Below are 14656 nucleotides of genomic sequence, written 5' to 3'. Positions count from 1 at the left end.
CGCCATCCGATCGAGATCGAAGTGAGGGCCTCGGTCGTGCGGATCGCCTCCGGGCGGTTTCCGGTCCGCTTCCCCTCCGCTGTCGGAGGCTAGGCAGGCGGCGATGACGCAAGACACCCCTACGGCCCCCAGGGGACCCCTGCGGCGGCTAAGGGGTCCCCTGGGGGGCGGTCTCGGTGTGGCGTGGTGGAGGGGGCGTGAGGGTCAGGGCGCGCCGTCCGCCGGGAGTCCGGCGTGCGGGGCGTAGCTCTCCCAGAGCCGGCCCAGGAAGAACTCGCCGAAGCGGGCCAGCGCGGCGGCACCACCCGGCCCGGTGGTGCGGAAGGTGCCGAGCTGACGGGCGAGGTCGCCGAGTCCCAGACGGAGCCGGCCGGCGCCGAGGACGGCGGACTCACCGTACGACGGGTCGGTGGTGTGTCCGGCCAGCACCCGGAAGGGCAGTTCGGTGGTCTCCGACCACAGGCGCAGCGGGGCGCCGTGGGTGAGCTGCTTGGCTCCGGCGAAGGTGCGGGGCCGTTCCCGGGCGTCGGTGAAGTGGAGCCGGTAGCGCAGCACGCGTCGTCCGCTCTCGTCCGGCGTCGGGCCCGGCGTCGTGTGCCCGCTGTCGTGCTCGGCGGGCGCGAACAGGTGGAACCGGCCCCGCACGACGGGGCGTCGGCCGCCGCAGGCGGGGGACTCCAGCCAACCGTCGGCCCGGGCCTGGTGGCCGGGGTCGTCCAGGAAGGCGTGCAGGTCGTCGGCCGTGACGGTGAGCCGGAAGGCGAACGGTTCCCGCCGCCCGCCCCGCTCGGCGGCGGCCGGATCGGCCGCCCCGGGGACGTAGTAGCCGCGCATCGTCTCGGTGAAGGTCAGTGAGGTGCGGCGGGTGTAGGCCGGCCGGGGCGCGGGGGCCGCTCCCCCGCCGGCGCGCGCTTCGAGCATCCGGGTGGACATCCGGTCGGCCAGGGCCGCGATGGTGAGGGAGGGATTGACGCCGACCGGGCCGGGCATCGCCGAACCGTCCGCGATGTACAGGCCCGGGTGCCCGTACACCTCTCCGAACGGGTCGCACACCCCCGTCTCGGGCCGGTGTCCCATCGGGGCGCCGCCCAGCGGGTGGACGGTGACGGTCCGGCCGAGGTGCCACAGGGGGTTGTCGGCGTAGCCGGCGCCGAGGACGTCCGCGATCCGCCGCATCGTCGACCGGATCCGCCGCAGTCCGTCCGCGCTGTTCGCCGCCGTCCAGCTGAGGTCGAGCCGGCCGCCGCGCAGGCGCAGCTCGCCGTCCGGTGTGTCGCGGCCCATGCCGAGCAGGGGGAGGGAGGTGCTGGTGAGCAGGCCGTCGCCGAGCAGGTCCGACAGGTCCGCGGAGAGGTGGCGCTGCGGGCCGAGGCCGACGCGGTCGGCGAGGCGGCGGGCCAGGAAGCGTCCGGCGCGGGAGAGTTGCTGCGGTCCCCGGGCGCCCTCGGCCAGCCACTGGACGAACTGAGGGTATCCGCCGTCCTCGATGTAGCCGCCGCGCCCGGCTCCCGGGACGCCGTCGAGTGCGTCGGGGAGCCGGACGGCGCTCGTGATCACGGGTCCCCGGCTGGGGTTCAGCGGCCGGCTCCGGCCGGTCCGGCCGTCCTTGGCCCGGAGCAGGAAGGACAGCGTGTCGCCGTTGCCGGAGAAGCGGGTGCCGAGCGCCGGGCCGAGGCCGGGCAGCCGGTTGCGCGATCGCAGCAGCAGCCGGGTGGTGCCCAGTGTTCCGGCGGCCAGGACGAGCCGGTCGCAGGTGATGGCGGCGGCCGTCGGGCGGTGCCCCGGTTCCGGGGGCTCCGGCGCGGGGTGGCGGACGTAGTCCACCTGGTAGCCGCCGCGCGGGCCGGGGCGGACGGTCTGCGCGTCGTGCCCGGTGCGCAGGTCGGCGCCGAGTGTCCGGGCGGCCGACAGATAGGTGAAGTCGAGGCTGTTCTTCGCTCCGTCGTTGCAGCCGATGTTGCACTCGCCGCACAGCCGGCAGGTACGGCGGGCGGCGCCGTGCAGATTGCCGTGTCCGGGATCGGCGATGGGCAGGCCGGGCCGGGGTGCGGCGCCGGGTTCCGGGGCGAAGGCGACGGCGAGCGGTGGCAGCCGGAACTCCAGCCCCAGGGCGGCTGCGGCCTCGCGCATCGCCAGGGTCTTGGGGGTGTCCGCGTAGCCGGGCCGGTCGAGCGGATAGGGCGTGGCGCCCATCATCCGTTCCACGGCGTCGTAGTGCGGTTCCAGGTCGGCCCGGCCGACCGGCCAGGACTCGTGTCCCCCGCCGGGCAGCGGCTGCTGTTCCGCGAACCAGTGCTCGTCCTTGCGCAGCAGCACATTGGCGAAGATCAGCGAGCCGCCGCCGAGTCCGCTGGCCACCACGGCGTCGCAGCCGCGGAAGGACCAGACGTCGAACAGCCCGTACAGGCCGGCGCCCGGGTCCCAGAAGGCCCGGGCGAACTCGGCGGGCGTCCGGGCGAAGCTGCCGGGCGGGTAGGCACGGCCGCGCTCCAGCACGACGACCGACAGCCCGGCTTCGGCCAGCCGGTAGGCCGCGACGGCACCGCCGAAGCCGGAACCGACCACGACGGCGTCCACGTGCTCGACGTTCCTGTCCGCCCGGGGTGCGGGCGCGTCCGGGGCCGTACGATCCGTCATGCCGCCTCCGCCCGGCGCCGGAGGAAGTCCAGGATCCGTGGGAAGACGTCACGGTCCGCGTCCTTGCCGATGATCGGGTCGAGGTGTCCGTAGCCGGGCAGGACGGCCAGTTCGTGGCGGTCGGGGGCGTGCCGGGACAGCTCGCGGTGGCAGATCACGTTCGAGTCGCCGAAGACGTGGTTCCGGTCGCCGGCCAGGAAGAGGACCGGCGTGTCGATCTTGGTGGCGTCCGTCAGGTAGTCGTCGGGCAGCGAGGCGTGGCGCGGGTCGCGGGGGTCGTACTTCACCGCGTGCCCCGCCCGGACCATCGTCCGCACATGCCGCAGATAGCCCAGCCCGCTGGGGCCCAGCAGATCGGCGATGCGGTCGTGGGTGACGGGGTGGAGGTTCTCGTGGCTGTAGAGCGCGGGCCAGCCGCAGCCCCACATGAAGCTGATCATGTGGCAGGCGGGGTTGTCGCACTCCTGGTGAGCCAGCGAGACGAGCCGGGACAGGGCCCAGCCGGCGGTGAAGCGGCGGCCCGTGCGTGCGCGCGGGTCCAGGACCGAGAGTCCCAGGACGTGTTCGAGCAGCTCGGGGCCGTACTCCAGTTTCCGTCGCGGCCATGCCGACAGCCGCGGGGTCAGTGCCACGCTGTTCGCCACGAAGCTCCGGACGCCGTCGACCGTGCCCGCGGACAGGCTCATCGAGAAGGCCACCGACCCCAGGCAGTGCGCGATGACGTGCACGGGACGCGGCCCGGCATGACGGCGCAGCTCGGCGAGCGCCGCCGGGAAGTCGAACCGGGCGAGGTCGTCCAGGCTGTGGCGGCCCGGCTCCGTGTTGTACGGGAAGCGGTTGCTCATCCGGGAGTCCAGCGCCCAGACGTCGGTGAACCCGTGGTCGAGCAGGTACCCCGTCAGGTTGCGATGCTCCGGCATGGCGAAGAGGTCGCTTCCGGAGGTCAGGCCGTGCACGAGCAGCACCGGATCGGCGCCTTCGGCACGCAGGGAACGGGTGAGGCTCAGGCTCAGGCCGTCCTCGGTGAGGAACGGATGGTGCGATGTCTCGGCGCCCGACACGCCGCCGAGCGAGAAACGCGGGATACGCGCTGTCATGCTTCCCCCTGGGTGCATTCCGCTCCGACACGTTCTGACACGTGCTCGTGGAGAGAGACGCAGCCCGGCGGCGATCGGTGCGCCCGGTTCCCGTCCGAGGAGGTTCGCCGTGCGCACGGCGCCGCCGCCTGCCGCGGGCACGGCGCCGGCCCCGTCCCGCCGCCTTCGTCCCCGGCGTCGCGTCGTCGGGGCAGCCGGAGACCACGCGGCCGAAAGGCATGGGCTTCCTGTCATGTTTCAGACATGATCCGCACACCTGCGCGAGACACGGAGCGTCTCCCGCGCGCGTCCGGCGGGGCGGCACAGCGGAGGCGGGGGAGGCCGCGGGGACACCGGTGCCCGGGTGCGGCGCGTCGCCCCGGCCTGCGGGAACGGCCCTTCGGGCGCCCCGCGGGGGCCGGCCGCCGTGGGGCCCCGCACGGCTCCCCGCGGCGTGCCACGAAACGTCTGGGCAATATTCAACCATGATCTATTCGCCGGCCCTGGTGGCAGAATATCGGCGACCGCCGTTCACCCCGCCCACCACTGGATTGACGTGGCCTGGACCGGGTTTTAGTCTTTCCCCTCGTGCGGCCAGCAGGTAGCTGAACGAAACGGTCTTATTCACGTCCGGAGGGGCGGTCAGTATGCCCGCAATCTCGTCGCCTGCACCCCCTACTCTTGTTCATATACTTCGGGACAGAGCATTAGAAAAGCCCGATGCCACGGCATACGTTTTTCTCGCCGACGGCGAGGGGGACGAGCGGGAGATCGGCTACCGGGACCTGTACGCGGCGGCCGCCGAGGTGGCGGACGCGCTGGGCGAGCGGCACGAGCGGGGCGAGCGGGCACTGCTCCTCTTCCCACCGGGCCTCGACTACATCACCGCCTTCTTCGGCTGCCTGCTCGCGGGCATCGTGGCCGTGCCGGCCTACCCGCCGCAGGACGCGCGTAGCCTCGGCCGGCTGGACGCCGTCATCGCCGACGCGGGTGCGAGCATCGCCCTGACCACGAAGGATCTGCTGCCGATCGCCCAGTCGTCGCTGGACGCCCCGCTGGCGTGGATCGCGACCGACGCCCTGGAGCCCGGCCCCGTGCGCCCCGGCGCGCCGATCGCGGCCGGCGGCCGTCCCGTCGCCGCGACCCAGGAGGACCTCGCCTTCCTCCAGTACACCTCCGGCTCGACCCGGCTTCCGCGCGGTGTCATGCTGACGCACGCCAACCTCATGCACAATCTGGAAGCCATCTATCGGGCCTTTGCCGGGACAGCTCACGACGTCATGGTCAGCTGGCTTCCCCCTTATCACGACATGGGGCTTATCGGCGCCATACTGGAGCCTCTGTACGGCGGTTTTCCCGGCATTCTGATGTCGCCGCTGCATTTCCTTCAGAAGCCGTACCGATGGCTGAAAGCAATCTCTGTGCACCGGGGCACGATCAGTCCGTCCCCGAATTTCGGATACGAACTGTGCCTGCGAAAGATCGATGACGAGCAGCGGGCCTCTCTCGACCTGGCTTCCTGGCGCGCGGCCGTGAACGGTGCCGAACCGGTCCGCGTGGAGACGATCGAGCGGTTCACTCAGCGGTTCGCCCCCGCCGGCTTCGACGCCGGCACCTTCCGTCCCAGTTACGGTCTGGCGGAGGCCACCCTGCTGGTGACCGCCGACCCGGTCGGCCGGAGCGTGCGCCGCTTCCCGGTCGAGGGCGCCACCCGGATCGCCTGCGGGACCGCCCGCGGTGAACAGTCCGTCGTGGTGGTGGACTCCGCCACCCTCGCACCGGCCGAGGCCGGGCAGGTCGGGGAGATCTGGGTGTCCGGTCCCAGCGTCTCCGCGGGCTACTGGGGCCGGCCCGCCGAGAGCACCGCGCTGTTCGAGGCCACGCTGCCGGACGGCCGCGGCCCCTACCTGCGCACCGGCGACCTGGGCGCACTGGACGCGGAGGGCGCGCTGGCCGTCACGGGCCGGCTGAAGGACCTGCTCATCCTGCGTGGCCGCAACGTGTATCCGCACGACGTGGAGGGCGCCGCCGAACGGAGCCACCCCGCCCTGCGGCCCGGATGCGGTGCGGCGTTCACCGTGCCCGTGGACGCGGAGGAGCGACTGGTCCTGGTGTCCGAGGTCGCGGACGGCACGGAACCGGAAGCCGTCGCCACGGCCGTCCGCCGCGCGGTGCGTGAGGAGTGCGACGCCGACCTGCACGAACTGGTGCTCATCCCGCCGCGCACCATCCCGAAGACCTCCAGCGGGAAGATCCAGCGGCGTGCGACGCGGGAGGCGTACCTGTCCGGAGACCTCGCGCGGATCGGCGGCTGGCGGCCCGAGGACGCGCCCGCACCCGGCGCGCGGCCCGCCACTCCCCCGCGCACCCCTCTGGAATCTCTGATCGCCGGCATCTGGGCGGAGCTGCTCGGACTGCCCGAAGTCGGGATCCACGACGACTTCTTCGCCTCCGGCGCCCAGTCCCTCCTCCTCTCCCAACTCGCCGTGCGCATCGAGGCGGAGCTGCCGGTACGCGTCACCGCGGGCGACCTCTTCCAGGCGTCGACGGTCGCGAAGCTGGCCGCACTGCTGGAGAGCAGACCACTCACGGTCGACGACGAGCAGGTCGCCGGCCTGATCGCACGGAGCGACAACGGCTGAACCGCGCAAGCACCGCACGCCTTCGACCGAAGGTCTCACCGTTCCCGACGCACGCCGATCCCGGCAGGGGGGCCCATGGACACCACGGACGTGGTGGAAACGCTGGACAATCTGGTCGCCGACGCAACCGACCACCACTACAGCCCCTACACGCGGTTCGACTGGGTCGACGAGCTGGCCGAGGAACAGTGGTGGATGACGCCCGACCTGCTCACCGTGGCGGGCACACGGCACGCGCGCGAGCTGGACGAGAAGCAGCTGATGCGGCTGAGCAAGTGGGAGAGCGTCAACTTCTTCAGCCTCAACATCCACGGCATACGCGAACTGCTCATCGAGGTGACCCGGCGCATCCACACCCGGGGCTTCGAACTGCCCTCCGAGTTCTTCCACCGCTTCCTGGGCGAGGAGAACGGGCACATGTGGTTCTTCGCCCAGTTCTGCCGGCGCTACGGCGGAAAGATCTACCCGGACAAGTCGCTTCCGGTCGCCACGGCGGAGGAGGACACCGATGTCGCCAACTTCCTGGTCTTCGCCCGCATCCTGATCTTCGAGGAACTGGTCGACCACTTCAACATCAGGATGGGCCGCGACACCACGCTGCACCCGCTGATCCGGGAGGTGAACCAGGTCCACCACGACGACGAGTGGCGGCACATCATCATGGGCCGCAAGCTCGTGGGACTCCTGTACGAACCTCTCCGGGACCGCGGCGACCAGCAGCTGCGCGAGCGCCTCGACCACTACCTGAGGCGGTACATCACCGCCAGCGTGCAGTCGCTCTACAACCCCACGGCGTACCGGGACGCAGGGATCCCCGAGGCCTTCGCCTTCCGCGAGGAGCTGCTGCGGGACCCGGCGCGGGTCGCCTACCACGAGACGTTCTTCAAGCGCATCATCCGGTTCCTGATCAGCCAGGAGATCATCGCCGAATCTCCGTTCCAGGGGGCGGCGGCCTGATGGGGAGGGATGTGATCGAGCAGGTGCGTGGGTGGCTGCTGGCGCGCAATCCGGAGGTCACGGCGATCGGCTGGGACGAGGACCTCATCGACAGCCGCCTCATCGACTCCCTGGACTTCCCCCAGCTGCTGCTGCTCCTGGAGGACCTGGCGGGCCACGAACTGGAACTGACCGCGGAGAACGTCGTCGGGTTCCGGACCCTGCGCGGCATCCGCGACACGGTTCTGACGGACGCCACCGGCGCCGATGCGGTGAGCCATGAGTGACCTCTACACAGTGCGCGGCGGACTCGTCGCCCTGGGCCCGGAACTCGTCCGCCTCATGGAGCTGCTGGACGAACGCTTCCGCACCTGGGCCCGGGAGTGCGGCGCCACCGCGATGCTCTACCCGGCGGTGATCAGCACCGCGGACCTGGCGTCCATCGACTACTTCGACAACTTCCCGCAACTCGCGCTGATGACCGCCCCTTTGAAGCTTCCGGCGGAGCGGGTGACGGGCGGCACGGCACTGCCGTCCGACCGCCTCGGCGAGAGCGCGTACGGGCTGGTCTCCGCGGCCTGCTACAACGTCTACCTGCACCACCGGTCCGCCGCCCTCACCGGCCCCCGGTACATCACCACCGTGGCCAAGTGCTTCCGCAACGAGGACCACTACGACGGGCTGCGCCGGCTGCACGGCTTCACCATGCGGGAGATCGTGTGCCTGGGACCCCGCGAGGCCGTCCTGGACCACCTGGCCGCCTTCCGCCCGAAGGTGGTCGAGTTCGCGGCCCGGCTCGGGCTGGACCTGAAGGTCCAGCCGGCCTCCGACCCCTTCTTCGAGAAGGACGGCGGGCGGGCGCTGCTGGCGCAGCTCTTCCCGGTCAAGGAGGAGTTCGTCCACGCGGGCGACCTGGCCATCGGATCCCTGAACTTCCACCGCAACTTCTTCGGGGAGCGCTGCGACATCTCGCTGGCCGACGGCGGACCGGCCTACACCGGATGCGTCGCCTTCGGCCTGGAGCGGTGGATCGCGGCCCTCCTGGAGACGCACACCAGCATCGACGACGTCTTCGAGCGGGTGGCGGAGGCGGCTTCGTGAGCGAACTCCTGGGGCGCCTCGCGGAGTTGTCCGGGGCGGAGCGGGCGCAGTTCATGGCCCGGCTGCGGCAGCGCTCGGCGACGCCCGCCGCGCGGCCCGCCGATCCCGCCGCCGCCTCCGACGCCCAGGAGCGGCTGTGGCTGCTGCAGCGCCTCGCCCCCGGCAGCCCGGCCCACCACCTCTCGGCAGCCCTGCACCTGGAGGGGCCGCTCGACGTCGAGGCGCTGCGGACCGCGGTGAGCGAGATCTGCGCACGGCACGAGTCGCTGCGCACGGCCTTCCGTGAGCGGCACGGGCGGCCGGTACGGCACGTCGTCGCGCCCCGGCCCGTGGAACTCCCGCTGGTGGACCTCGGCGATCTGCCGCCGCCGGAGCAGGAGCGCCGGGCGCGCGCCCTGCACGCGGAGAGCGGGAAGCGCCCTTTCGAGCTGGACCTGGCCCCCCTGGCCCGCTTCACGCTCTACCGGCTGTCCGGCGAGCGGCACGTGCTGACGGTCGTCGCGCACCATCTGGTCTGCGACGGCTGGTCGATGGGTGTCTTCACCACGGAACTCGCGGCGCTGTACGAGGCGTTCTCGCAGGGCCGTCCGTCACCGCTGCCGCCTCCGGCCGCCGTCCCGGCGGAGGAGCGGCGGCCGGGCGACGCCCGGCAGCGCCGGTCCGTCGCCCACTGGCGCGAGACCCTCTCCGGCGACCTCCCCGTCCTCGAACTCCCCACCGACCGCCCGCGCCCCCCGCAGGAGCGGTTCCAGGGCGCCCGGCACGGCTTCCGGATCGCCGCCGGCCTCCACCAGGAGCTGCGCGCGGCGGCGGGCCGGGACCGCTCCACCGTCTACGGCCTCCTGCTCGCCGCGTACGCCGTCACGCTGCACAGGATCACCGGCGGGCTGGACTTCGTCGTGGGCGCCCCCGTGGACGAGCGCCGGGGCGCGGGCGCGGAGGGGCTGATCGGCTTCTTCGTGAACACGCTGCCGCTGCGGTTGCGGCTGCGGCCGGGCCAGACGTTCGCGGAGGCGGCCCGGCACGCCGGTGAGGTGGTCGGCGGCGCGCTGACGCACGACATCCCGTTCGGGGACATCGTGCGCGAGATCAACCCGCCCCGGCTCCCCGGCCGGACGGTCCTGCGGCAGACCGCCTTCTCGCTCCAGCCCGCCGTCACCGGGAGCGTGCGCGCCGGACGCCTGGAGGTGACACCGGCCGCGCCGGACGACTTCGACCTCGGCGTGTCCCCGCTCGACCTCAGCCTGCACCTGCGCGAGCAGGACGGCGAGCTGCTCGGCTGCTTCGAGTACCGCACCGACCTCTTCGACGCCGGCACGGTCTCCCGGTGGGCCGAGCAGTTCCAGGAGGTCGTCCGCCGGGCCGCGCGCGCTCCGCAGGCGATCGCCGTCACCGCCGGCCGGGCCCCCGAGACCAACCTGACGGACAGTCAGCTCGCGCTCTGGTTCGGCAAGAAGACGGCCGGGGACGTCCGGCTGTACTACGAGAACGTCACCGCTCTCTTCAGCATCCCCGCCCCGCTCGACCACGAGCGCTTCCGGCGTGCCTTCCAGAAGCTGGTGGACCACAGCGACGCCCTGCGCAGCACCTTCCACGAGGTGGACGGCATCCCGCTGCGCCGGGTGGCCGAGACCGTGCCGGCGCCGCTGGACCTGGTCGATCTCAGCGACGAGCCCGATCCCCACGAGGCCGCGCGGCGCTGGGCACGGCGGCGCAGCGGGCCGGGGCTCGACCCGGCCCGGGCCGTGTTCGACTCCGCCCTGCTCAGGCTGGGCGCCACGGAGAGCGTCTGGTACCTCAACGTGGACCACCTGGTCTGCGACGCCTGGTCGATGTCCCTGTTCCTGCGCACCCTGTCCGAGTACTACGACCTGGACCGGCAGGGAAGCCTCGACCGGGCCACGCCCCTGCCGCCGTTCCAGGCGTACGTCGACCACGAGCGCTCGCCGGACGGTGCGCGGCGCCGGAGCCGGGCCGAACGCCACTGGCGCGAGAAGCTGGCCGAACCCGTCGAGCGGCCTGCCTTCTACGGCAGGGAGGAGGACGTGGCCGGCACGACCCGGACCGCCCGGCTCACCGTCGAACTCAGCGCCGAACGCAGCGCCCGGATCACCGCGTTCGCCCGCGAGGAGGGCCACACCTCCCCCGCCGTCGCGTTCGGCGCCGCTCTCTTCGCCTACCTGCATCGCGTCGGCGGCGGCGAACTCCTGCGCCTCGGTACACCGTTCGCGAACCGGTCGGGCGAGTTCCGGGGCACGGCGGGCCTGTTCATGAACGTGCTTCCGCTCCAGGTGCGCGTCGCCGGTGACACCCCGCTGCGGCTCCTCGCCCGCGAGACTCAGCGCTCCTTCCTCGAAGCGGCCCGGTACCAGGACCACGTGCCCCGGCATCGCGGCGGCACCCGTCTGTACGACGTCTACCTCAACTACCAGAACGCGGTCTTCGAAGGCTTCGGCGGCACGGTCGGCTTCGACCTCGTCGACACCGGGCACTCCCCCGACCGGCTCACCCTCCAGGTCCGGGAACTGCGCCGCGACCCCGCCGCCGCGCCGCGCTTCGTGCTCGACTTCGACTTCAACACCGCCTGCTTCGACGAGACACAGCGGGAACGCACCACCGGGCACTACCTCGCCCTGCTCGACGCCCTGCTGACCCGCCCCGACGCACCGGTCTCGGCCCCGCGGATCCTGTCGGACGAGGAGCTGAAGCAGCTCGACTCCTGGAACGACACCGCCCGCTCCTACGACCTCGGCATCCCGCTGCACGCGCACATCGAGCGGCAGGCCCGTCGCACCCCCGACGCCACCGCCCTGGTCTTCGAGGACCGCTCCCTCAGCTACGCCGAGCTGGACGCGGCGGCCGGACGGCTGGCCGGGCGTATCCGCCGGGCCGTCGGGGAGGACCGCTTCGAGCCCGGAGCGACGGTGGCGGTGCACATGGAACGCTCGCCGGAGCTGGTCGTCAGCCTGCTCGCGGTCCTCAAGGCGGGCGGCGCCTACCTCCCGCTCGATCCGGCCACCCCGGCGGAGCGGATGGCGTTCATGCTCTCCGACGCCGGCACCGAACTGGTCCTCACCAGCGGACCGCCGGACGGACTCCCGGGCGGAGTACCGGTCCTGCGGGTCGACGCGCACGAGGTGGCGGAGGCGGAGGACACGGTCCCCGAGGTGCCGGTGGCCCCCGGCCAACTGGCCTACCTCATCTACACCTCGGGCTCCACGGGCACACCCAAGTGCGTCATGCTCACCCACCGCGGTATCTGCAACCGCCTCCTGTGGATGCAGGAGGCCTACGGTCTCACCGCGGACGACGCGGTGCTGCAGAAGACCCCCTTCACGTTCGACGTGTCCGTGTGGGAGTTCTTCTGGCCGCTGATGACCGGGGCCCGCCTCGTCGTGGCACGCCCCGGCGGCCACCGGGACCCGGGCTACCTGACCGAGGTGATCCGCCGCGAGTCGGTGACCACCGCGCACTTCGTCCCGTCCATGCTGCGGATCTTCCTCACCGACCCGGCGGCCGCCCGCTGCGGCTCGCTCCGCCGGGTGATCGCCAGCGGCGAGGCGCTCCCCCCGGACCTGGTGCGGCGGTTCTTCGAGGTCTTCCCGCCGCCCGCCGTCGAGCTGCACAACCTCTACGGCCCCACCGAGGCCTCCGTCGACGTGTCGGCATGGCAGTGCCGGCCCGAGGACGCCACGGGCTCCGTGCCCATCGGCCGCCCGGTGGCCAACACCACGCTCGACGTCCTGGACGACCGGCTGTCCCCGCTGCCCCTCGGCATCGCCGGTGAGCTGCACATCGGCGGCGTGCAGCTCGCGGCCGGTTACCGGGGCCGCGACGAACTGACCGCCGAGCGGTTCGTGTCCGATCCGCGCCGGCCCGGCGGCCGGCTGTACCGGACCGGCGATCTGGTGCGGCAACGGCCCGACGGGGCGCTCGAGTTCATCGGGCGGGCGGACGGCCAGATCAAGCTGCGCGGCTACCGGATCGAACTCGGCGAGATCGAGGCCCGGCTGGCCGCCCATCCCTCGGTGCAGGCGGCGGCGGTGCGGCCGGCACAGGACCGCCTGGTGGCGTACGTCGTCCCGGCCGCCGGCGCCGAGCCGCCCGGTACGCCGGAGCTGCGCGCCTTCCTGGAACGCTCCCTGCCGGACTACATGGTGCCGCCCGTCTTCGTCCCCCTGGCCGCTCTGCCCGTCACCGCCAACGGCAAGCTCGACCGCGCGGCGCTGCCGCCGCCCGCCCCGGAGTCCGCCGCCCCCGCCCCGGCCCGTTCGACGAGTACGCCGCTCCAGCGCACCGTCGTGGGGCTGTGGGCGGAGCTGCTCGGGCGGGACACGGACACGATCGGGCCGGACGACGACTTCTTCGAGCTGGGCGGTCATTCCCTGCTGGCGGCGCGGCTCATGGCGGCGGTGGCCCGCCGCTTCGGGGTGCGGCTGCCGCTCACCGCGCTGTTCGAGGCGCCCACGGTGGCCCGGTTCGCCGAGCTGATCTCGGCGGGATCCGAGCACTCGCCGATCGTCACGCTGCGGGCGCCGCTCACGCCCGCTCCGCTCTTCCTGCTGCCTCCCGCGGGCGGCGACGTGATGGCGTACCGGCAACTGGTCGCGCTGCTGCCTCCGGGGCGGGAGGTGCTGGGCATCCGCTCCCGCGCCCTGTCCGGCGAGGCCGAGGCCGAGAGCCTCGCCGCGATGGCCGACCAGTACACGGACCTCGTCCGGGAGCGCCGGCCGAGCGGGCCGTACCACCTCGCGGGCTGGTCCATGGGCGGTGCCCTGGCGGTCGAGGTCGCCGCCCGTCTGGAGGCGTCGGGTGAGCGGGTCGACCTGGTCGCGCTGCTCGACTCGGCCGTCCCGGGGACAGGCGACCCCGATCCGCTGCTCGCACCGGCCGTCGCCCTGGCGGACTCCCTGCCCCGGCTCGACGTCACCGCCGAGGACACCGCGGCACTCCGCGACCGGCTGCGCGGACTGCCGCTGGAGGAGCGGCTGAAACTGCTGATCAGCTGGGCCGAGGAGCGCGGCTCGCGGGGAGCGCCGTCCGAGGCCCTGCTGCGGCAGGCGGAACTGGCCGAGCGGCACGAGCGCCTGGTGCTCGCCCACCGGCCGTCGGTCGTCGCCGCCCCGCTGACGCTCTGGTGGGCCCGCGACCGGCTCCGTGAACCCCGCGCCTCCTGGGCACGGCAGACCCGGGGCGGTGTCCGGGAGGAAGCGACGCTTCCCGGAAACCATTTCACCCTGCTGCGCCCGCCCCATGTCGCCCTGGTCGCGCAGCGGCTGGTGGCAGCCCTGGACACAGCTGAGCGAACCGTCCCCGTAGACCGACAAGGAAGTGAACATTCGTGACCTCTGCGCAAGCCAATCAGGGGACCGCTTCACCGGATACTCCCACCCCGTCCTCGGGCACGCCGCCCCTGGCGGTCGCAGCCGGACTGCTGACCGTCTTCCTCTGGGCTTCCGCGTTCATCGGGATCCGCGCGGCCGGCAAGGACCTCGATCCCGGCGCCCTGACGCTGGCGCGGCTGTTCATCGGTGCGGTGCTGCTGGGCGCGGTCGTACTGATCCGCAAGGTTCCGTTGCCGCCGCGCACCGATCTGCCGCGGCTCTTCCTGTGCGGTCTGCTGTGGTTCGGTGTCTACAACGTCGCGCTGAACGCCGCCGAGCAGCGCATCGACGCGGGCACCACGTCGATGATCATCAGTCTGGGGCCGGTGCTGATCGCCGTGCTCGCGGGCTTCCTGCTCAAGGAGGGCTTCCCGCGTCCGCTGGTCGTCGGAGGTGTCGTCGCCCTCCTCGGTGTGCTGCTGATAGGTCTCGCGACCTCCAGCAAGGGCCTGGAGGCCGGGACCGGCAGTGCGCTCGCGCTGCTGGCCGCGGCCGCGTACGCCGGTGGCGTCGTCACCGAGAAGCCGCTGCTGGGCAACAGTTCGGCGCTGGTGATCACCTGGCTGGCCTGTGTCGTCGGTGCCGTGCTCTGCCTGCCGTTCCTGCCCCAGCTGATCGACAACCTGCACCACGCGAGCGGCAAGTCGATCGGCTGGACGCTGTACCTCGGTGTCTTCCCCACCTCGGTGGCCTTCACCACCTGGGGATACGCTCTGGCCCGCTCCACCGCGGGGAAGATGGGCGCGCTCACCTACCTCTCCCCGCCGATCGCGGTGACCCTGGCCTGGCTGATCCTGGACGAGACGCCGCCGTGGCTGGCGGTGGTCGGCGGTGCGCTGTCGCTCGCCGGCGTCGTCTACAGCCAGCGCAAGAAGTGAGG

The 14656-nt window shown here is 72.6% G+C and carries 8 protein-coding genes; 6 read left to right on the top strand and 2 right to left on the bottom strand.

Annotated features, from left to right (window positions below):
* Positions 1-204: 204 nt before the first annotated feature.
* Positions 205-2637, bottom strand: a complete 2433-nt coding sequence (locus ACZ7KF_RS39350) for a GMC oxidoreductase (RefSeq protein WP_471086717.1) — start codon at positions 2635-2637, stop codon at positions 205-207.
* Positions 2634-3734, bottom strand: a complete 1101-nt coding sequence (locus ACZ7KF_RS39345) for an alpha/beta fold hydrolase (protein WP_471086714.1) — start codon at positions 3732-3734, stop codon at positions 2634-2636. Before ACZ7KF_RS39345 ends, ACZ7KF_RS39350 begins: the two co-directional genes overlap by 4 nt.
* A 626-nt stretch (positions 3735-4360) precedes the next feature.
* Between ACZ7KF_RS39345 and ACZ7KF_RS39340 the strand changes: the two genes are divergently transcribed.
* From ACZ7KF_RS39340 to ACZ7KF_RS39315, 6 genes are all read left to right on the top strand, one after another.
* Positions 4361-6355, top strand: a complete 1995-nt coding sequence (locus tag ACZ7KF_RS39340; RefSeq protein WP_471086711.1) for an AMP-binding protein — start codon at positions 4361-4363, stop codon at positions 6353-6355.
* A 75-nt stretch (positions 6356-6430) separates the two neighbouring features.
* Positions 6431-7312 carry a diiron oxygenase gene (locus tag ACZ7KF_RS39335; RefSeq protein WP_471086709.1) on the top strand — a complete coding sequence of 294 codons (882 nt, stop codon included), beginning with the start codon at positions 6431-6433 and terminating at the stop codon, positions 7310-7312.
* Between the two features lie 11 nt (positions 7313-7323).
* Positions 7324-7578 (top strand): acyl carrier protein, encoded by a 255-nt coding sequence (locus ACZ7KF_RS39330; RefSeq protein ID WP_471086706.1) that lies wholly within the window; start codon positions 7324-7326, stop codon positions 7576-7578.
* The gene (locus ACZ7KF_RS39325; RefSeq protein ID WP_471086703.1) at positions 7571-8392 is read left to right on the top strand and encodes an aminoacyl--tRNA ligase-related protein; all 822 of its coding nucleotides are present in this window, start codon (positions 7571-7573) and stop codon (positions 8390-8392) included. Before ACZ7KF_RS39330 ends, ACZ7KF_RS39325 begins: the two co-directional genes overlap by 8 nt.
* The gene (locus ACZ7KF_RS39320) at positions 8389-13737 is read left to right on the top strand and encodes an amino acid adenylation domain-containing protein (RefSeq protein ID WP_471086700.1); all 5349 of its coding nucleotides are present in this window, start codon (positions 8389-8391) and stop codon (positions 13735-13737) included. Before ACZ7KF_RS39325 ends, ACZ7KF_RS39320 begins: the two co-directional genes overlap by 4 nt.
* On the top strand, positions 13734-14654 hold the full coding sequence (locus tag ACZ7KF_RS39315) for a DMT family transporter (RefSeq protein ID WP_471086697.1): 921 nt from the start codon (positions 13734-13736) through the stop codon (positions 14652-14654). Before ACZ7KF_RS39320 ends, ACZ7KF_RS39315 begins: the two co-directional genes overlap by 4 nt.
* Positions 14655-14656 lie beyond the last annotated feature (2 nt).

The organism is Streptomyces sp. NPDC038200, assembly GCF_055600785.1.
Note: the sequence above shows the minus strand (reverse complement) of the source record. Positions and strands in the feature narration are given on the sequence as shown.

Excerpts from the sequence above, each read along its gene's own strand:
- ACZ7KF_RS39345 (WP_471086714.1), bottom strand. The coding sequence starts at position 3,734 with ATGACAGCGCGTATCCCGCGTTTCTCGCTCGGCGGCGTGTCGGGCGCC.
- ACZ7KF_RS39350 (WP_471086717.1), bottom strand. The coding sequence starts at position 2,637 with ATGACGGATCGTACGGCCCCGGACGCGCCCGCACCCCGGGCGGACAGG.
- ACZ7KF_RS39335 (WP_471086709.1), top strand. The coding sequence starts at position 6,431 with ATGGACACCACGGACGTGGTGGAAACGCTGGACAATCTGGTCGCCGAC.
- ACZ7KF_RS39325 (WP_471086703.1), top strand. The coding sequence starts at position 7,571 with ATGAGTGACCTCTACACAGTGCGCGGCGGACTCGTCGCCCTGGGCCCG.
- ACZ7KF_RS39340 (WP_471086711.1), top strand. The coding sequence starts at position 4,361 with ATGCCCGCAATCTCGTCGCCTGCACCCCCTACTCTTGTTCATATACTT.